Genomic DNA, 19,885 nt, shown 5'->3' on the forward strand with positions numbered 1-19,885 from the left:
CTACGCCGTCGAGGTGGGGGAGTGGTGGCCGGCCTGGGAGGTCGCGTCGCGGTACCAGTGCTCGAGGGTCAGCACGTGCCAGAGGTGCTTGGAGAAGTCCCGCTGCCCGGCGGCGTCCTCGGCGGCCATGCGCGCCAGCGCCTCCCGGCGCAGGAAGCCGGAGCGGACCAGCAGACCGTCGTGCACCACCTCCTGCACCAGCGGTGCGAGGTCCCGGCTCATCCAGGCCCGCAGCGGGGCGCTGAACAGGCCCTTCGGCCGGTACACGATCTCCCGGGGCAGCACCGTCGTGGCCGCCTCCTTGAGCACCGCCTTGCCCTGCCGCCCGGCGATCTTGCGCGCGCCGGGGACCGCGAACGCGGCCCTGACCACCTCGACGTCCACGTACGGCACCCGCACCTCGGTCGACGCGGCCATGCTCGACCGGTCGGTGTAGGCGAGGTTGAGGCCCGGCAGGAACATCCGCGCGTCCGTCAGGCACATGCGGTTCACGAAGTCGTCGAGGGCGTTGTCCCGGTAGACGTCGGCGTGCTCGGTCAGCACGTCGTCGACCGCCGGGGCCAGGTCCGGGTCGAGCAGCCCGATCAGCTCCTCGCGGTCGTACAGGGTGTAGCTGCGGCGGAACGCGGTCTCCTCCGGCAGGCCCGCGAACGACAGGAACCGCTTCGCGAACCGCACCGACCGCAGGCCGCGCCGGCGGGTGGCGACCGGCAGCCGGTCCACGGCGGCGGCCACCCCGCGCCGCACCGGCGCGGGCACCCGCCGGTAGCGCACCCCGATCAGGTTCGCCAGGTGCTTGCGGTACCCGGCGAACAGCTCGTCGGCGCCCATCCCGGACAGCATCACCTTCACCCCGGCCTCCCGGGCGGCCGAGCAGATGAGGAAGGTGTTGATCGCGGCCGGGTCGCCGACCGGCTCGTCCAGGTGGTACGTCATCCGCGGCAGCAGGTCCTGCACGTCCGGGGCGATCTCGATCTCCCGCAGGTCCACCCCGAACCGCTCCGCCACCTGCCGGGCGTAGCGCAGGTCGTCCGGCATCGCCTCGAACCGCGCGTCCTCCGCCCGGAACCCGATGGTGTACGCGGGAATGCCCGGCCGGTCCCGGGCCGCCAGCGCCGTCAGGTAGCTGGAGTCCAGGCCGCCCGACAGGAACGTCGCCACGGGCACGTCGGACAGCAGATGGAGCCGCGTCGACTCCTCCACCACGCCCGCCAGGTCCGGCAGGTCACCGGACCGCGCCCGCTCCTGCCCCTCGGCGGCGACCTCCCGCAGATCCCAGAACCGCCCGCGCCGCACCGAGCCGTCGGGGCGGCAGCGCAGCCAGGTCCCCGGGGGCAGCTTCTCCGCCCCGCGGAACGCGCACCGCGAGTCCGGCACCCAGTAGTACAGCAGCGACGCCACCAGCGCCGCCGGATCCACCTCCAGCGACCCGCCCGTCACCGCCGCCAGCGCCTTCAGCTCCGATGCGAACACCAGCCCCTCACCGCGCCGCAGCAGGAACAGCGGCTTGATGCCGAGCTGGTCGCGGGCCAGCACCAGCTCACCGGTGCGCTCGTCGAACACGGCGAACGCGAACATGCCGCGCAGCCGGGGCAGGCAGTCCGTGCCCCAGCGCCGCCACGCCTCCAGCAGCACCTCGGTGTCCGAGGTGCCCCGGAACCGCACCCCGGCGCCCTCCAGCTCGGCCCGCAGCTGAGGCGCGTTGTACAGCTCGCCGTTGTACGTCAGGACCAGCCCCTCCGACACCATCGGCTGGGCGCCGGTGCCGGACAGGTCGAGGATGGCCAGCCTGCGGTGGCCGAGGTGCACCTCGCCGTCGCCCAGGGAGTGGGCGTACGTCCCGGAGCCGTCCGGGCCGCGGTGGGCGAGGGTCTCGGTGAGCCGGTCGGTGACCGCCTTGCCGTCCGGCCACCGGTACGTGCCTGCGATGCCGCACATGAGCTACCGCGCCTCCTGGTCGCTGTCCGGGACCCGCGCCGCCCACATCGGCAGCCGTTCCGTACGCCGCGGGCCGTCCGTCACCGCCTGCACGGTGGGGTTGGACCCCGTGCCGTTCTGCCGGGCCGGCCGGCCCTCGCGGACGCGCGGCACCGGGAACGGCCCGTCCCACAGCGTCCCGTCCGTCCGGTCCCGCGGATCCGGGTCGAGCAGCACCACGCCGGCCACCTCCACGCGGCGGTCGGCGAGCTGCCGCGCCACGGTGTGCAGCCACGCGGTCGTGCCGTGCCCCGCCCGGACGACCAGCACGGCCCGGCCCGCCAGGTCCGCGAGGTCGGACCAGGCCGCGCCGGGCGCCACCGACGCCACACCGATCCTGCGCCGGTCCGACGGCTGGGCCGCGGCCCGCTCCACGCCGACGACCTCCGGGCCGCCCGGCTTCCGCCGCCGGCCGGCGAGACCGTGCCGGGGCAGGGCGTCGACCACGACCACCGGCTCGTCCGCCGCCAGCGTCCGCGCCAGGTCCAGGGCGATCACGCCCGCCCCGCGCGGGCAGCCCAGCTCCAGCAGCGCCAGCGGCTCCGAGGAGGAGCGCACCGTACGGGCCAGTGACGAGGTGAGCCGGGTGCGCGCCGCGCGCCTGCGTCTGCGCCGCCACAGCGGGCGCGGCCGCAGCGCCGACCGGGACAGTTCGGCGGTGACCGAGGCGCCCAGGTGGCGTGCGATCTCCCGGCGCAGCACCGGCCGGTCGCCCACCACGGAGGCGACCGCGGCGATCACCAGACCCAGCACCAGGCCGAGGACGAGACCGATGCCGCCGTCGGTGGCGAGGGCGAGCGGCAGCGAGTGCCTCACGGTGTGCGGGGCGTCGACGATCTGCGTGCCCGCGATCAGCCGGGGCGTGCCCACCCGGGCCTCCGCGGCCCGCTGCGAGAAGTCGCTGATGCGGGAGCTGAGTTCGGCGCGGCGGGCGAACAGCGTCTCCAGGTTCGCCGACTCCTCCGGGCTGCCCTCCGGCGGCCCGTCGCCGATCGCCTCGTTCACCTGGTCGAGTTCCTTCTGGAGGCGGTCGCGCTGTGCGAGCAGCGTCGAGGCGTCGGCCGCCGCGGCCTGCTTGATGCGCCGCACGTGGTCCGCGACGAACGCCTCGGCCACCGCCTCGGCCCGGGCCACCGCCTCCTCGCCGGTGTCACCCGTGGCCTTGATCTCCATCAGGTTGTTGGTCAGGCCGGCGCCCTCGTACTCCTCCATGAAGTCCTCGGCGTCCTGCGAGGAGTCGAGGGACTTCAGGGCCGCGTCGGCGATCCGCGTGGTGTGCAGCAGCGCCACGTCGGTGAGGATCAGCGTGCCGGGGTCGTTCGGCTGGTCGTCCTGGTGGGCGACCAGCACCTTCGTCACGGCGGTCGGCGGCGGGGGCAGCAGCACCGCCACCGCCGCCCCGAGCAGCAGCCCCAGCAGCGCCAGGGTGCCCCACAGGCGGCGGCGTCTGCGCACCGACACCACCAGGGACTGAAGGTCCAGCAGGGGAACGGCGGCCGTCGGCTCCGCTGTCGTACTCGTCATCGCGCACCTCCCCGCGCGCCGTCGCCGAGGGCGAGCGCCGGTGCGGCGGCCTCCCGCGGCGGGCCGGCGGACCGCGCCGGACGGGTCCGGACCGCGTCGGCCAGGACGATGCCGACGACGTCGTGACCCGCGTCCGCGCACGCCTCGGCGACACCGGCCAGCTCGGCGGCGGTGCGGGTGCCCGCGCGCAGCACGACCAGGACGCCCGACTCCTCCTCGCGGTCGGGCACCAGCGGCGCCTCCGGGGAGACCTCCGTCAGCCGCAGCAGGGGGTCGCCCCCGGCCTCCTCCGCCAGCCGCTCGGCGGCCCGCAGGGCGATGCCGTCGTCGTCGGGCACGACCAGCAGCAGCCGCCGCGCGCCCGGCACCAGGTCGCGGATCCGTCCGCACACCCGCCGGTAGCGGATCCCCAGGCTCGCCTCGTCCCCGGCGGCCGGCGGCACGGGCGCGTTCCAGGGGGTGTCCAGACCGAGCAGCCGGCGGACCCGGTGCCGGGCGCCGCCGCCCTCCGGCCGGTGCACGCCCCGCCGCGCGGCCACGTCGACGCCGCCGAGCAGCCCGGAGCCGAGCGCGGCGGCGATCTCCGGCTCGGAGCGCAGCCGCCGGTTCACCCGGGCCGCGGTGAGATGCCCGGCCACCGCCAGCAGGAGGAACAGCACCGCCCCCGCGGCGATCAGCTGCACGCGGGACGGAGGCGCCTCACCGGTCGGCCTGGCCGCCGGACCCATCACGACCAGCCGGGAACCGGCCGCGTTCGAGTCGGCCTGGTTCAGCTTGCCGACCGCCTCCTGGAGCGCGGTGCGCAGCTTCGCCAGCTCGGTGCGGGTCTGCACGCTCTCCACGGTCCGGCCGGGGTCGGCCGCGTCGGCCAGCTCGGTGATGCGGCGGCTGGTGGTGAGCACCATCTGCCGCAGCTGGTCGGGTCCTGCCGCGGCCGTCGGGTCCGCCGTCCCGTCGACGATCCGCGCGGAGAACGTCACGAACTGCCGGGCCAGTTCGTCGGAGAGCCGCTGCGCCTTCGCGGGGCTCCCGGCGGTACCGGAGATCTTGATGATGTTGCCGTCGGTCACCTCGGCGCGCACCCGCTCGCGCAGCTCCTCGCCGTCGACCCCGGCCCAGCCCAGCTCCTCGGCCGTGCGGTCGGTCACCACCGTGCTGGTGGCGATCTCCGCCTGGGTCAGCAGCACACGCTCCTCCCAGGCGCCCGGCAGCAGCACCGACGCCGACGTGGTGTAGCGCGGTGGGAACACCAGGGAGGCGCCGAAGCCGGTCAGCGCCCCCAGCACGACGAGGACCGTCAGCAGCCTGCCGCGCCTGCGGAGCATCCGCCCGATGGTGACCAGGCGTATCGCGTCATCGCTCAAGGGCCGTGCCTCTTTCCCGCCCGCTCCGGGCCGCCGCGCCGCCCTCGACGGCGGCCTCGTAGGCGGCCAGCAGCGCCGCCTGCGAGTTGCGCCAGGCCAGCGGGCCGTTGATCCGTTCCTGCCCGGACTTCCCCATCCGGGAGCGCTGTTCGGGGTCGTCCAGCAGCCGGGCGATGAGCGCGGCGAACTCGCCCTCGTCGTCGCCCTTCGCGTACACGGCGGCCTCGCCGGCCGAGACCCGCGCCTCCTTCAGGTCGAAGGAGACGATCGGCCGGCCCATCACCATGTACTCGAGGACCTTGTTCATGGTCGACACGTCGTTGAGCGGGTTGCACGGGTCGGGGGAGAGGCACACGTCCGCGGTGGACAGCCAGCGCACCAGGTCGGCGTCCGGCACGCGTCCCGTGAACTCCACCTGGCCGTCGAGCCCCAGCTCCCGGGACAGCTCCACCATCGCGTCGAAGGTGTCGCCCGCCCCGACGAACACCGCGTGCCAGTCGGTGCGGCCCACCTCGTCGCGGAGCTTCGCCAGCGCCCGCAGCGCGTAGTCGACGCCGTCCTGCGGGCCCATCACGCCCAGGTAGCACAGCAGATGGGGCTTGCCGCGCTTCAGCTCCGGCTCCGGGTCCACCGGGTGGAACCGCTCGGTGTCGGGCGCGCTGCGCACCACGAACACGTCCTCGGGCCGCCGCCCGCCGCGGCGCACGGCGACGTCCTTGTAGCTCTCGTTGGTGGCGAGCACCACGTCCGCCGCCCGGTACGTCGCCCGCTCCAGCGCGCACACGCCCCGGTAGAGCAGGTCCTTGCCCCGCCCGAACCGGGAGAGGTACAGCTCGGGCACCAGGTCGTGCTGGTCGAAGACGAACGTCGCCCCCTGCCGCTTCAGCCGCAGCGCGGGCAGGAACAGCAGGTCCGGCGGGTTGCAGGCGTGCACCACGTCCACCGGGCCGACCTTGCGGGCCAGGCGGGCGGTGTGCCACAGCGCGGCGCCGTACTCCTTGAGGTAGCCGGCCGGCCCCCCGGTGGCCGCGCGCAGCGGGTAACGGTGGATCCGCACCCCGTCGATCACGGCCTCCGGCTCGGTGTCCCGCTTGGTGCCCTGCGGGCAGATGACGTCGACCTCCCAGCCGGCGTCGCGGAGCGTGCGGCACTCCTGCCACACCCGCCGGTCGAACGGCACCGACAGGTTCTCCACCAGGATCAGCGCGCGGCGGCCCCGCGCGCCCTTCGGCTCACCAAGCAAGGCCCACGTACCCGGGTTCGGCCCGGCGCGCGTCGGCGTCGGGGAGGCGGACGAGATCGACGATCACGGGGTCGTCGCCGTGCGGCAGCGCCGACAGCACCGCCGGGTCCTTCGTGCCGACCAGGACGACCTCGGCGTGGGCCAGCACGTCCTCGACGGAGTCGGCGAGCAGCTGCGCCAGGTGCGGCAGACGGGTCTCGATGTACTCGCGGTTGGCGCCGAGCAGCCGGGACAGGCTGACGTTGGCGTCGTGGATCCGCAGGTCGTACCCCTTGCCGAAGAGCCGCTCCGCCAGCTCGACCAGCGGGCTCTCACGCAGGTCGTCGGTGCCCGGCTTGAACGAGAGGCCGAACAGGCCGACCTTGCGCTTCCCGGTGCGCTCCACCAGCTCCACCGCGCGCTGCAGGTGCTCCTCGTTGGAGGGCAGGACGTGGGACAGGATCGGCACGGACACGTCGGCCCGGTGCGCCGCGTGCACCAGGCTGCGCAGGTCCTTCGGCAGGCAGGAGCCGCCGAAGGCGAAGCCCGGACGCAGGTAGGCGGGGCTGATGTTGAGCTTGCGGTCGGCGAGGAACACGTCCATCACCTGGTGCGAGTCCACCCCCAGCGCCCGGCACACCGCGCCCAGTTCGTTGGCGAAGCCGATCTTCAGCCCGTGGAAGGCGTTGTCCGCGTACTTGATGGCCTCGGCCGTCGGCACCGGCACCCGGAACACCTCGCCGGGCAGGTCCGCGTAGAGCGCCGCGACGACGTCGCCGCTGGCCGTGTCGAGCTCGCCGATGACGGTCTTCGGCGGGTCGAAGAAGTCCCGCACGCTGGTGCCCTCGCGCAGGAACTCCGGGTTGACCGCGACGCCGATCTCGACGCCAGCGGTGCCGCCGACCCGCTTCTCCAGGATCGGCACCAGCAGCCCCAGGCAGGTGCCCGGCAGCATCGTGGAGCGGAACACCACGGTGTGCCGCCCGCCCCGCTCGGCCAGCGCCGCGCCGATCTCCTCGGTGACCCGCTCCAAGTACGTCGTGCACAGGCTGCCGTTGGGCTCCGACGGGGTGCCCACGCAGACGAGGGACACCTCGCTGCCCTCGATCGCCTCGCGCACGTCGGTGGTCGCGCGCAGCGCCCCGCTGCCCACCACCTCGGCGATCAGCTCGCCGATCCGTTCCTCGACGACGGGCGCCTTGCCGTCGTTGACGAGGTCCACCTTCACCGGGTTGACGTCCACCCCGACGACCTCGTGACCCATGCTCGCCAGGCACGCGGCCGACACGCAGCCCACGTAGCCGAGCCCGAACACGCTGACTCTCATGACCCGTTCCTCCCCCCGGGCAGGCCCCCTCGGCCTGCGGTCCGCACCCCGGCCGCCCCACGGCCGCCGCGCATCAGTACGCCCCCTGTCCCTGCACCACGGCGCGCAGCGTCTTCCACAAGATCACCGTGTCCAGGGCGAGGGACCAGTCCTCCACGTACCGCAGGTCCAGCCGGACCGCCTCCTCCCACGACAGGTCGCTGCGCCCGCTGATCTGCCACAGTCCGGTCAGCCCCGGCTTCACCTTCAGCCGGCGCCGGATGTCCGGCCCGTAGGCGGCGCACTCCTCCGGCAGCGGAGGCCGCGGGCCGACCAGCGACATCGACCCGGTGAGCACGTTGAACAGCTGCGGCAGCTCGTCGAGCGAGTAGCGGCGCAGCACCGCCCCGATCCGGGTCACCCGTGGGTCGCGGCGCATCTTGAACAGCGGCCCGGCGCCCTCGTTGCGGTCGGCGAGCGCGGCGCGTACGCGGTCCGCGTCGGGGATCATCGTGCGGAACTTGAGGATGGTGAACTCGCGGCCGTCCTTGCCGACCCTGCGCTGCCGGTAGAACACCCCGCCCCGGCTGTCCGTCGCCACGAGCAGCGCGACCAGCAGCATCAGCGGCGCGAACAGCACCAGCAGGACCAGCGCGCCGAGCCGGTCGACGACGCCCTTGACCGCGCGGCGGCCACCGGTGAACGCCGGCATGCTGACCCGCAGCAGCGGTATGCCGAGGACCGCGTCGACGTGCAGCCGCGGCCCCGCCACCTCCATCAGCACCGGCGCGACGACCATCTCCGCGTCGGAACCCTCCAGGTTCCACGACAGCCGCTGGAGCCGGTCGGGGGACCAGTGCGGGTCGGGGGTGACGGCGACGACGCGGAAGCCGTCGCGGCGGACGTGGTCGGCGACGTCCGCCAGCCGTCCCACCACGGGCACGCCGTCCAGCCGTCCGCCGTCGACGACGGGGCCGTCGGTGGTGCACACGGCGTCCACGCGCCAGCCCAGGTGCGGGTACTTGCGGGTGCGGGCGATCAGGTCGCGCACCGTGTCCGGGCTCCCGGCCGCGAGCACGGGGCGCAGACAGCGGCCCTCCTTGCGCTGCCGGTGCAGCCGCAGGCGCAGCAGGTAGCGCATCGTCATGGTGACGAGCGCGATCGCGGGGACCGCGACGAAGATCCAGAGTTTGATGTTGCGCGAGGTCAGGGCGATCCCGCCGAGCGCGAGCACGACGGTCGCCATGAACAGCGAGCGGCCGAGCCGCCGGAACTCCTCGGCGCCCTGCCCGAGCACGGTGGGCGCCCACGACCGGCTCACCGCGAGCGCGCCCAGCACCAGTAACCAGGTGCCGAAGGCGAGGATGCCCCACTTCTCGTGCCAGTCGGCGGCGTCCCGCACGCCGAAGAAGTTGCCGATCCCGGCGACGACGACGGCGGTCGCCACCGTGTCGCTCGTGATCACGGTGCGGCGGTAGCGGTGCTCCCAGTCGGCCGTGCCACGGTTGAACTCCCCGTCCGCCAGATGACCCCGCTCCGACGGGAACGGGTTGACCAATCCCCCTTGCCGCACAGAACCCCCCAGGTCCCCGGTGATGCGACGTGTTCGCCTGACGCTGTCTCCGCCGGGGGGACCCCACCCCCCGAACCGCGCTGTTCCTCGCCACGGGAGGCCCCCGCCTCCCGCGCACCGGCATGCCGGCTACGAACGGACAAAGAACAACGTGAACAACCTGTCGCGGCGGCAGCGGCACATGGCCGTGCCGGTCCATGGAGCCGAGCGGACCTGACCGGTCCCTCGGGTGCGCCCCCGCACCCGAGCCCCCCCGGGGCTCAGCGGTGTGATCACCCCCACGCCTGGCGCCGTTGGACGAACCCCTCCCCGGGCGCCGGACTTAAAGATCATTCAATCGGTCGCCTCGGGCCCGAACGGCCGAAGCAGGGTCAATCTAGACCATCGCGGCCGGTAAGAAGAGAGGGTGTGGGGAAATTGTGTTCAGGCGACGTGGCCGAATCCACCGTCCGGAACCCGTCTGCTCGGCTCTCGCACCCGCGTCTCAACTCCCGTCGTACGACTGCGTGATGACACTTACGACCCGCGCCGACGCCGTCTCGCCGGCCGCCCCGCGCACCCGCCGGGACGGCGACTGCCGAGGTCCGGGCACACAAGTCGTACACATGAGCCCACTGCCCCCGCCGCGCCTCGAGCGCCTCGTGATACAGGGCCCCGGGACCGGAATCCCGCGCACCGCACCCCGTTCGAACGATTTCGTGCACGTTCCACGGATGTCCGAGATTTACCCGCTGAACCGACCGTTCCGCAGGGCGGCCGGGTGCTCGCCGACGAGGAGGGAGGCGGAGCACCGGTCGGTGACGCCGCCCGGTCGCTGTCGACGACGCGGGACCCGACTGCCGCCTCAGACCGGGTACGCCGTGTGGATGTGGCCGTCACGGATGACGACTTCGACAACACTGGTCTCTCGACCACTGCCGTTCACACCTACCGGCTCGCCGTAGTCGAAGCGGTGCAGATGACTGTCCTGGCCTGCCCGGGCGCGGGGGTTGGGTATCGCCGGGGTTCCGTCGACACCTTCCCGAAGCCGTCGGCCCAGGACGAAGTCGTCGGCGTCCCAGAAGAAGTCCTCGTAGAACTCACCAGGCAGTGAGGGCTCAGGTCCGGTCGGGTCGGCGTTCTCCCGCACTCGGTCCTGAGCACCCGGGCCGTGCTGGCCCTCGATGTGGGCCTCGCGTTGCTCCGTGATGCCGTGTCTGCTGCTCTCGCAGTTGACCAACCCCCACGGATCGGTCCACCGAAGGGGGTCAGGGACGTACCCGTGGTGGTTCGGCGCCGGGGCGAGGCCCAGCGGATCCGGACTGACATAGCGGGCATTGGCGGGGTCGTAGTAGCGGCGGAAGTTGTAGTGGAGGCCTGTCTCGCGGTCGTGGTACTGCCCTGGGAAGCGGAGAGGGCAGTCGACGGGATCCGAGGTGTGGGCCAGCGGCGCGCCCCACAGAGTGGTGCGTGCCCGCCACGTGATCCGGCCTGCCTCGTCGACCAGTTCCGTGGGTGTGCCCACCACATCGGTGACGATGGCGTAGAAGCGGCGGTCGACCTCGTCCTGGTCCAGTTGTGCCAGCGCGCGGTTCGTGCCGGGAGCCCATTCCCAGCTCCTGGTGGGGCCGTCGACGGACTCGCTCTGTTCCGCCAGGTGGGAGCCGTCCCAGGTGAAGACGGTTTCCTCTGCGGTCCGGCCGTCGTCGGACAGCCGCCGCTTGGCGACGCGTCGGCCAAGACCGTCGTACACGTACGCCCAGCGGCAGCCGTCCGGGGTCGTGACCTGAGTGAGCCGGTCCTCGGCGTCCCACTCGTAGGTCCATTCCCTCGTCCCCCCGGACAGCAGCTTGCGTGTCTGCCGGACGAGGCGCCCCTGCGGATCGTGCACGTAGGTGACGTGGCCGGCCCTGCGGATGAGGGTCCCGTCGTGGACCCGCTCCCCTTGCGGGCCGCCTTCCGGGGTGTCGGCGCGGCTGACGTTGCCCGCCGCGTCATAGGCGTAGCGCTCGGACCACCCGTCGGCCGTGACCGCCTCGACCCGGCCGAGGCGGTCACGGGTGAACCCGCGGACGCCATGGGTCTGGTCCGCGACGGCCGTCAGGCTGCCGTCCTGTCCGTACGAGTAGGAGCGGTGCAGCAAAGCCCGATGGAGAGTGTCCGAATCGGAGGCGGCTCCCGTCCGGACCGTCTGGCCGGTGAGACGGTGGCCGGCGTCCCACTCCTGGGTGAGTACCGCCGCCTCGCCGAGCCGTCGCTCGGTCTCGTGCCCCGACGCCCCGTAGCCGAAGGACAGGGAGTTCTCGGCCAGTCGTACTCGGAGGGGGCGGTTGTTGGCGTCCCATTCCCACCGACTGACGACACCTGACGGGGTCGTCCGCTCCACCCGCCTGCCGAGAACGTCGTACGCGGTGCGCAGTGCGCGTCCGTCACACTCCTCCGAGACGACACGGCCCGCCGCATCGCGTGTGAGTGTGAGGACGGTGTGGGGCGTGACTGCCCTTGTCAGCTGGCCGGCGGCGTCGTAGGCGAAGGTGGCGGCTTCCTCCCCGGAACGCCGTTGCACGACCCGTCCGCACGCATCGCGCATGTACGTGGTGATCTGCCCCGCACCGTTGGTGCGCCGGACCAGGCGGCCCGCCGCGTCGTAGGCGTAGGACACGGTGCGTCCGTTGAAGTCGGTCTCGCTCACGAGACGGCCCGCAGGGTCGTACTCGTAGGTCCATACGGCACCCGACGCGCTCGTCACAGAGGTGAGCCGCAACTCTGTGTCGTACGCGAACCACGTCGTCGAGCCGTCTGCCTCCGTACGGGCCCGCACCCGGTCGAAGTGGGTGATGGCGTGAGTCGTGCTCCGTCCGTCGGTGCCGGTGTGGCGGACGACGTTGCCTTCTCCGTCGTAGGACCAGCTCTCGCTGCTGCCGTCGGCCATGACCCGCTCGGCCGGGAGCCCTTCCACCGTCCAGGTGGTACGGGTTGTCGAGCCGGTGGCGCCGACGGATTCGACGATGCGCCCGAAGGCGTCACGGGTGACCCGGCTGGTCCCGCCCAGCGGCGCCGTGACGGCGTCGGGCAGGCCCAGCGGTCCGGGCTGGACACGGTGGGCCGCGCCGAGCGCGTTGGTCACGGAGAGGAGTGCTCCGGAGGCGTCGTGGACGTAGGCGGTCACGGCGCCGTCGACGTCGACCGTCGCTGTCGGGTTGCCGTTGTCGTCATAGGCGTACCCGCGCCTGCCGCCGGTCGGCAGAGTGATCCACACCGGACGGTCGAAGGCGTCGTACTCACAGCTCGTCGTCGTGCCGTCGGGCCGCACCACGGAGGTGGGGTTGCCGCGCTCGTCGTAGCTGAAGCGGGATGTGTGGCCCAGCGGATCCGTCCGCGAGCGCAGCCGGTTGTACGCGTCCCATTCGGCGTGCGTGGTGTTGCCGAGCGGGTCGGTCTGGGCGACCACCTGCCCGCGCTCGTTGTACCGGTAGGTCGTGGTGTGGCCCAGAGAATCCGTATACCGCGTCTCGCGGGCGTCAGTGTCGTAGGCGATCGTGCAGGACAGGAATCCTTCTGCGCCGTCACCTCGGACGCACCGGTCGGCGTCGTCGTACGAGAAGCGGTACCAGGAGCCGTTGCGGTCGGTCCAGGACGTGATGCGTCCCTGGAGGTCGTAGGTGAGCATGAACGGCAGTCCGCTGGAGTTGCGGATCTCGGTGAGATGCCCTTCGGCGCTGTACGCGTACCGCAGTAGCGTCGTTCCCTCGGGCCCGTCCGCCTCGTTACGCAGCCGCAGTGCGACGATCCGGTCGTCCTCGGTGTCGATGTGCACATGACGGCCTCCGGAGTCGCGCACGGCGGTGGGCGCGCCGGATGCGTCCCGGTCGACGTCGATGCGCCGCCCGCCGCGGTCGGTCACCGCGGCCAACGGGAGGGTGAACGCCTCCTGCGCGGCGACAGGTGTGGCCGGTGGAGCGAAGTGACGGGTGCGGCCTGATGCGGGGTCGGTGATGCGGAGGGGGGCACCTGGCGCCCCGTCCCAGTCCAGGGGCCAGCGCGGTCCTTCGAGAGGCATGACCGAAGTACCGGGTGCGGGGACGGGATAGACAAGGATCATGCCGTCCTCGGACGCGAAGACGGCTCCGTTGTCGTCCAGTTCGAGACGCTCGTCGAGCGTCGATGCCCAGGAGGGGCCGAACCACCGGCCCCAGTGGTAGGTCGACAGATGTGTTCGCCGCAGCACGAGGGGGAGGAGTCCGGGAAGACTGACGTCGGTCTCCTCCATGATCATCTCGCCGGAAACCATGTCGACGGGATCGCCGTTCTTGCAGCGCCCCTTGGCGGGCTTGCTCTTGCCGACGGCGTCGTCCGCCCCCTTCCGCAGCCCGCGTCCGAGCCCTTTGGTCATGGCCTTGAGGCCGCCTTTGCCCAGCGCCTTCATGCCTTTGGCGAGGCCGCCGAGGGTGGTGAGGCCCTTCATGCCGGGTATGCAGTCCAGTGCGGCCAGTCCGACGTCCCATAGGGACGCTTGTCCCTTGGAATACTTGTAGAGCGTGTCGGCGAGGACGACGAGGGCGGCGATGAGGACGATCGCGCCGAGGATCGGCCCGCCGATGATCATCGCGACGATGCCGACGACCGCCACCACGATCTTGCAGGCCGCGACGATGTTGTCCCAGTTGTCGGTGAACCAGTCGCCGATCTCCTCCCACCACGACCGGTTCTGGATCCCCGCGTCTGAGGCCTCGTCGATCTTCGACTTCGCGTCCCGCGCCGCCTCCTCACGCATCTTCCGCGCGTCCGCGGCCATCTTCTTCGCCGCGTCCAAAGCGCTCTGCGCGGACGTGACGTCCGACTGCGCCTTCTCCTGCGCGCTCTTGGCGCTCCGCACATCCCGGGTCGCGGCCCGCACCTTCGCCTCGTCGGGCTTGTCCGCGTCCGACTTCGACCCCGTCGGGTCGTCCTTGTACTTGTCGGCCTCCTTCGTCGCCCGCCCCACCCACGACTCCGCAGACGCCAGCTTCGACTGCGCCGACGTCAGATCCGCCTGCGCCTCACGCGCCTTCGCCAACGCCTTGTCCGCCAGCGCCTGCGCCCGCTCCAGCTTCGGCCAGTAGTCCGCGAGCGCGTCCCCGCACATCGCGTACGACTTCTCCAGCTTCCGCAGATTCTTGGGAACGCCGGAGAACTCCTCCTTGAACACCTTCGCCGACTTCCCCGCCCACTCCGCCAGCGTCCCCTCACCGGCCATCCCCTTCACCAGACGCAACGCCTCGGAGACGTCATCGGCGAAGTCGTGCAGGAACCTCGCGAGCTTGCGCACCCGCTCCGGGTCACCGGGCGTCGGATCCTTGTCCAGATCAAGGACATGCCAATCGTGTGGGCGGTGACCCATGAGCTCCCCCGTTGCGACGCTTCACCCGTGGAACGTGTGCCTGAGCAAAGCTACTTGATGTCATCCTCGTAGACTCGTGAGGTGAGTCATGACCGAGTGACACCTGGTGACGGCGCTTCCGAGCGGCGGCGATGGGAAGAGGCAGGCCCGGAGGAACTGGCGCGTCTGGCCGGGCAGCGGCCGGGCGAGCTGTTCGCGGCGGCGGAGCAGCTGTGCGCTGAAGCGTCCGGTGAGGAGTTCGGAGGGAGCCTGGCAGTGCGCACCGTCGGGCGCATCGCCGAGGCCCTCGCCGAGACGCGCTCCCCGGGCTGCGCCGCGTACGCCGTGGACATCGTGGGCCGACTGCTGCCCTCCGGAACTGTGGCCTGGGAGGAAGGGGACCGGATTCGGCGCTCGGTGGCCGCGAGGCTGGCCAAGGTGCAGCCTCTACGGAACCTCGAGCCCTTGTTCGGGCAGGTGCCGGACGGACTTCACGATTCTGAGGTCGAGACCCGGGCCTGTCTGCTCGGTGAGCTCGCGCTGCTCGGCACCGGGACCGGGCGAGCTCGTATGGATGCCTACGCCGAGAGGTTGCGCACGCTCGGGCACCCGCTGGCGTGGCTGCCTGAGACCCGGCTCGACATCGAGCACCGGTTCATGGTGAGGGTGCGCGGGCTCGGGTCGGTCAAGACCTTGCGGCAGCTTCGGGCCCGTTTTCCGGAGGTGCCGCCGAGTGAGACCGGTGCGGATGCCGGGCTGCACGCTGTCGGTGTGCCCGATGACGCCCGGGCTCAGGCGGCCGCGCGGCCCTTCGTCGCCGGCGGGTGGGCGCGTACTCCCGAGGCGCGATTCTTCGTGCTGCCTGCGCCGATCGAGCCCGGTGACTTCGGGACGGCCCTTCTTCAGCGGCTCCCCCTGGATTGTCTGGAGGGCGACGGGGCCGCGGTCGCCTGTGTGACGACGCCCGATGACGTGCTCAACGAGTTGTTCTCCGCCGCGTATCACGGCGGGGCCGGTGGGCAGGGGCAGGGTGGCGCGTATGCGCGGCTCTTCGCGTGGGAGAGTCTGTACGCCCTCATGGGGCTACCCGCCGACGTGCCGTTCCTCGAAGCCGTGCGGGCCACCCCCGATCACCGGTGGGTGCGCTTCCTCGCTTCTACCCCGTGGTTCCACCACGACACCGCCGACCTGGGCCTCGCCGTACTCGACCCTTCGCGTACCCGCGTCGCGGTGCTCGCGGCCACCGACACCGATGTCACGCTGTCGGACGCGTCAGCACGGCCGTGAACTTGTAGCGGGAGCCGCGGTAGACCGACCTCACCCACTCCACCGGTGTCCCGTGCTCGTCACGTGAGTGGCGGGAGAGCAGCAGCATCGGCAGGCCCACGTCCGTGCCGAGGAGGCCTGCCTCGCGGGGGGTCGCCGGGGAGGTCTCGATGGTCTCGTCGGCCTCCGCCGGCCGCACCCCGTACACCTCGGCGAGCGTGGTGTAGAGGGATGTGTAGCGGGTGAGGTTGCGGCGCAGGCCGGGGAAGCGGCGGGCGGAGAGGTGGGTCGCCTCGATGGCCATCGGCTCGCCGCCCGCCAGCCGCAGCCGCTCGATGCGCAGCACCTCGTCCCCCGGCTCGACCTCCAGCAGCGCCGCCAGTTCCTCGTCGGCGGCGACGTGGCCGATATCCAGTACCCGGGAGGCGGGATTGAGGCCCTGCGCCCTCATGTCCTCCGTGTAGGACGTGAGTTGCAGCGTCCGGTACACCTTCGGACGGGCCACGAACGTGCCCTTGCCCTGGATCCGGTCCAGTCGCCCCTCGCTCACCAGCTCCAGCAGCGCCTTGCGCACCGTCGTACGGGACGTGGCGAACTCGACGGCGAGCAGCCGCTCGGCCGGCATCGGGGAGCCCGGGGCGCGCTCGTCCGTCATCTGCAGCAGCCGCTGCTTGATGCGGTAGTACTTCGGCACCCGCTCCCGGCGGCCGGTCGCCCCCGTGCCGGGCCGGTCGGCGCTGCTGACGTCCGTGCTCATGTCCTGCCTTCCGGCTGCGGTGTCCGGCGCGCGGACGGCAGGGGCCGGCCGCGGTGCACGTCGGCGGACCGCCAGGGGATCGGCGCCGCACGCTCGGCGATCCCGTTATAACGGCGTGCTCTCCCTTTGGTCTAGTCCAACCCTGCATCCCGTCCCTCTTTGGGCGGACATCTCCACCCCGAATGCGGACCGTTGCCGTTACCCAGCCGTGAGTTGGACAACCCTTGACATGACCATAGGTCTAGGCCAAGCTCCCCTTGCTGGTCTAAACCATTTAGCGGAAGCCGGGTCCCAGCCCGCCGAGCTGTTGCGCCGTTGTCAGGGTCACCGCGAGGGCGTGGGTGTGCAAGGCATTCCTGAGGAGGGGTGGCGCGTGAAGCGCAAGCTGATAGCCGCGATCGGGGTCGCGGGCATGTTGTTCTCGGTCGCTGCGTGCGGCGGCGACGACGGCGGTGACGGCAAGAAGGCCGGCGCGGACGGTTACGCCGGGCAGACGCTCACCGTCTGGGTCATGGACGGCTCCTCACCGGACCAGTGGCAGAAGGACCTCGCCGCCGAGTTCGAGAAGAAGACCAAGGCGAAGGTCAAGTTCGAGGTCCAGCAGTGGAACGGCATCCAGCAGAAGCTGACCACCGCCCTGTCCGAGGAGAACCCCCCGGACGTCTTCGAGATCGGCAACACCCAGACCCCCGCCTACGCCAAGACCGGCGGCCTCGCCGACCTCGCGGACCTCAAGGAGGAGATCGGCGCCGACTGGACCGAGTCCCTCAACGAGTCCTCCGTCTTCGAGGGCAAGCAGTACGCCGCCCCCTGGTACTTCGCCAACCGCGTCGTCCTCTACAACAAGAAGGTCTGGGCCGACGCCGGCCTCAAGGACACCCCCAAGACCCGCGACGAGTTCTACGCCGCGCTCAAGACGATCGGTGAGAAGACCGACGCCGAGCCGATCTACCTCCCCGGCCAGAACTGGTACCACTTCGTCGGCCTGGTCGTCGGCGAGGGCGCGGAGCTGGTCAAGAAGGACGGCGACAAGTACGTCTCCAACCTCGACGACCCGAAGGTCGCCGTGGCCACCGAGACCTACAAGAAGTTCCAGGCCCTGTCCAAGGCCCCCAAGGACAAGGACGAGGCCACCCCGCAGCAGGGCGAGGTCTTCGCCAAGGGCAACGTCGGCGCCTTCATCGGCATGGGCTGGGAGGCCGGCATCGCCATCGAGGCCAACCCGGCCATCGAGAAGGAGATCGGCTACTTCACCATCCCCGGCGCCACCGCCGACAAGCCCGAGGGCGTCTTCCTCGGCGGCTCCAACCTCGCCGTCGCCGCGGGCAGCCAGAAGCAGGAACTCGCCAAGGAGTTCCTGAAGCTCGCCCTCTCCGACAAGTTCGAGGGCCAGCTCGCCAAGGAGAACGGCGTCATCCCCAACAAGGAGTCGCTGCAGAGCAACCTCAAGGGCAACGCGCCCGCCGAGGCCGCCGCTCCCGCCGCCGCCGTCGGCGGCACCACGCCGCTGATCCCCGAGTGGGCCGCCGTCGAGAACGACCCCAACCCGATCAAGACGTACCTGACCGCCGTCCTGAACGGCAAGTCCCCGGCCGCCGCCGCGAAGCAGGTCGAGGGCGAGTTCAACAAGCGCCTGGCGCAGCAGCAGTAACAGCGCACGCGCTCCGACCGGAGCGGGGACCGGCCGACGGGACGGTCCCCGCCCCGCGTTGAGCACGCCGAGAAGAGAGATCGCGAGCATGACCGTGCAGACCGAACGGCCGCCCTCCGGACCGGCGGACGTCCGCAAGTCGGACGACCCCGTACCCGCCGGGCCCCGACCCAGAGCCGCGTCGCGGGCCGGCGCGCTCGCCCCGTACCTCCTGCTGCTGCCCGCCTGCGCGGCCACCGTGCTGCTGCTGGGCTGGCCGCTGCTGAAGGACCTGCTGCTGTCGTTCCAGAACCTCAACATGGCGCAGCTGATCCAGCACGTCACCGAGTGGAACGGCATCGACAACTACAAGGAGGTCCTCACCGGGGAGGACTTCTGGCGGGTCACCCTCCGCTCCATCCTGTTCACGGCCGTCAACGTCGTCCTCACCATGCTGCTGGGCGCCCTCGTCGGTCTGCTGCTCGCCCGCCTCGGCAAGCGCATGCGGTTCACCCTGATGATCGGCCTGGTGCTGGCCTGGGCGATGCCCGTGGTCGCCGCCACCACCGTCTACCAGTGGCTGTTCGCGCAGCGCTTCGGCGTCGTCAACTGGGTCCTCGACAAGCTCGGCTGGCACTCCATGGCCGACTACAGCTGGACCAGCAGCCAGATGTCGACGTTCTTCGTCGTCACCCTGCTCATCGTCTGGATGTCCGTGCCGTTCGTCGCGATCAACCTCTACGCGGCGACCACCACCATCCCCGGCGAGCTGTACGAGGCCGCCGCGCTCGACGGCGCCGGCGCCTGGCGCAGCTTCACCACCGTCACCCTGCCGTTCCTGCGGCCGTTCCTCTACGCCACGACGTTCCTGGAGATCATCTGGATCTTCAAGGCGTTCGTCCAGGTCTTCACCTTCAACGGCGGCGGCCCCGACCGGCTCACCGAGATCCTGCCCGTCTACGCCTACATCGAGGGCGTCGGCAACCAGCACTACGGCATGGGCGCGGCGATCGCGGTGCTGACCATCCTGATCATGCTCGGCCTGACCGCGTACTACCTCAGGATCGTGCTCAAGCAAGAGGAGGACGAGCTGTGAAGCGCTCGCTCTTCGGCCGGGTCTGGCCCAACGCCACCGCCCTCGTCGTCTTCGCCGCCTGCATCTTCCCCGTGTACTGGATGTTCGCCACGGCGCTGAAGCCGACCGGCGACATCATCGCCGAGGACCCGGTGTGGTTCCCGACGGACATCACGTTCGAGCACTTCGGCACCGCGACGGACGCCGAGCACTTCTGGACGTTCGTCCGCAACTCCCTCACCGTCACCTGCCTGGCCGTCCTCTTCTCCCTGGTCATCGCACTGGCCGGCTCCTTCGCCCTGGCCCGCATGCGGTTCAAGGGGCGGCGCGGCTTCGTCATCGGGTTCATGCTGGCCCAGATGGCGCCCTGGGAGGTCATGGTCATCGCGATCTACATGATCGTGCGCGACGCCTCCATGCTGAACAGCCTGGTGCCGCTGACCGCGTTCTACATGATGATGATCCTGCCCTTCACCATCCTGACGCTGCGCGGCTTCGTCGCCGCCGTGCCGAAGGAGCTGGAGGAGTCCGCGATGGTCGACGGCTGCACCCGCGTCCAGGCGTTCCGCCGGGTCATCCTGCCGCTGCTCGCGCCCGGCCTGATGTCCACCTCCATGTTCGGCTTCATCACCGCCTGGAACGAGTTCCCCCTCGTCCTGGTGCTCAGCAAGGAGTCCGGCGGCGCGCAGACCCTGCCGCTGTGGCTGTCCAGCTTCCAGACCCAGTTCGGCGACGACTGGGGCGCCACCATGGCCGCCTCCTCCCTCTTCGCCGTGCCGATCCTGATCCTCTTCGTCTTCCTGCAGCGCCGGGCCGTCAGCGGCCTCACCGCAGGCGCCGTGAAGGGATAACG

The 19,885-nt window shown here is 71.4% G+C and carries 12 protein-coding genes; 4 read left to right on the plus strand and 8 right to left on the minus strand.

The window, feature by feature from the left end; translation table 11 throughout:
• The 7 genes from asnB to ACQZOG_RS23345 form a co-directional block, all read right to left on the minus strand.
• Complete coding sequence (gene asnB / locus ACQZOG_RS23315; RefSeq protein ID WP_033277164.1) at window positions 1-1,938, minus strand: asparagine synthase (glutamine-hydrolyzing); 1,938 nt, start codon at window positions 1,936-1,938, stop codon at window positions 1-3.
• 3 nt (window positions 1,939-1,941) lie between these two features.
• The gene (locus tag ACQZOG_RS23320) at window positions 1,942-3,501 is read right to left on the minus strand and encodes a Wzz/FepE/Etk N-terminal domain-containing protein (protein ID WP_193467774.1); all 1,560 of its coding nucleotides are present in this window, start codon (window positions 3,499-3,501) and stop codon (window positions 1,942-1,944) included.
• On the minus strand, window positions 3,498-4,865 hold the full coding sequence (locus tag ACQZOG_RS23325; RefSeq protein ID WP_193467773.1) for a polysaccharide biosynthesis protein: 1,368 nt from the start codon (window positions 4,863-4,865) through the stop codon (window positions 3,498-3,500). Before ACQZOG_RS23325 ends, ACQZOG_RS23320 begins: the two co-directional genes overlap by 4 nt.
• Window positions 4,855-6,108: a glycosyltransferase family 4 protein gene (locus ACQZOG_RS23330; RefSeq protein ID WP_102639895.1), complete on the minus strand. Its 1,254-nt coding sequence runs from the start codon at window positions 6,106-6,108 to the stop codon at window positions 4,855-4,857. The genes ACQZOG_RS23325 and ACQZOG_RS23330 overlap by 11 nt, the downstream gene beginning before the upstream one ends.
• Window positions 6,098-7,414 (minus strand): nucleotide sugar dehydrogenase, encoded by a 1,317-nt coding sequence (locus ACQZOG_RS23335; RefSeq protein WP_033277168.1) that lies wholly within the window; start codon window positions 7,412-7,414, stop codon window positions 6,098-6,100. Before ACQZOG_RS23335 ends, ACQZOG_RS23330 begins: the two co-directional genes overlap by 11 nt.
• 73 nt (window positions 7,415-7,487) lie before the next feature.
• A complete protein-coding gene (locus tag ACQZOG_RS23340) occupies window positions 7,488-8,966 on the minus strand; it encodes a sugar transferase (protein WP_430741768.1) in 1,479 nt (492 codons plus the stop codon).
• Window positions 8,967-9,810: 844 nt separating this feature from the next.
• Window positions 9,811-14,253, minus strand: coding sequence for a DUF6531 domain-containing protein (locus ACQZOG_RS23345; protein WP_430741769.1), 4,443 nt, complete (start codon window positions 14,251-14,253; stop codon window positions 9,811-9,813).
• A gap of 153 nt (window positions 14,254-14,406) precedes the next feature.
• Between ACQZOG_RS23345 and ACQZOG_RS23350 the strand changes: the two genes are divergently transcribed.
• The gene (locus ACQZOG_RS23350) at window positions 14,407-15,591 is read left to right on the plus strand and encodes a DUF6183 family protein (RefSeq protein WP_203549955.1); all 1,185 of its coding nucleotides are present in this window, start codon (window positions 14,407-14,409) and stop codon (window positions 15,589-15,591) included.
• On the opposite strand, the gene ACQZOG_RS23355 is transcribed toward ACQZOG_RS23350, so the two are convergent.
• Window positions 15,560-16,327 carry a GntR family transcriptional regulator gene (locus ACQZOG_RS23355; RefSeq protein WP_033274115.1) on the minus strand — a complete coding sequence of 256 codons (768 nt, stop codon included), beginning with the start codon at window positions 16,325-16,327 and terminating at the stop codon, window positions 15,560-15,562. The two genes, ACQZOG_RS23350 and ACQZOG_RS23355, sit on opposite strands and share 32 nt — an antisense overlap.
• Window positions 16,328-16,700: 373 nt before the next feature.
• Between ACQZOG_RS23355 and ACQZOG_RS23360 the strand changes: the two genes are divergently transcribed.
• From ACQZOG_RS23360 to ACQZOG_RS23370, 3 genes are all read left to right on the plus strand, one after another.
• A complete protein-coding gene (locus tag ACQZOG_RS23360; RefSeq protein WP_351031719.1) occupies window positions 16,701-17,978 on the plus strand; it encodes an extracellular solute-binding protein in 1,278 nt (425 codons plus the stop codon).
• An 88-nt stretch (window positions 17,979-18,066) separates the two neighbouring features.
• On the plus strand, window positions 18,067-19,053 hold the full coding sequence (locus tag ACQZOG_RS23365; RefSeq protein WP_399567008.1) for a carbohydrate ABC transporter permease: 987 nt from the start codon (window positions 18,067-18,069) through the stop codon (window positions 19,051-19,053).
• Complete coding sequence (locus ACQZOG_RS23370) at window positions 19,050-19,883, plus strand: carbohydrate ABC transporter permease (protein ID WP_033274112.1); 834 nt, start codon at window positions 19,050-19,052, stop codon at window positions 19,881-19,883. Before ACQZOG_RS23365 ends, ACQZOG_RS23370 begins: the two co-directional genes overlap by 4 nt.
• The last annotated feature ends 2 nt before the right edge of the window (window positions 19,884-19,885 follow it).

The sequence above is a fragment of the Streptomyces sp. P13-3-3 genome (assembly GCF_050571355.1).
GTDB lineage: Bacteria > Actinomycetota > Actinomycetes > Streptomycetales > Streptomycetaceae > Streptomyces > Streptomyces althioticus.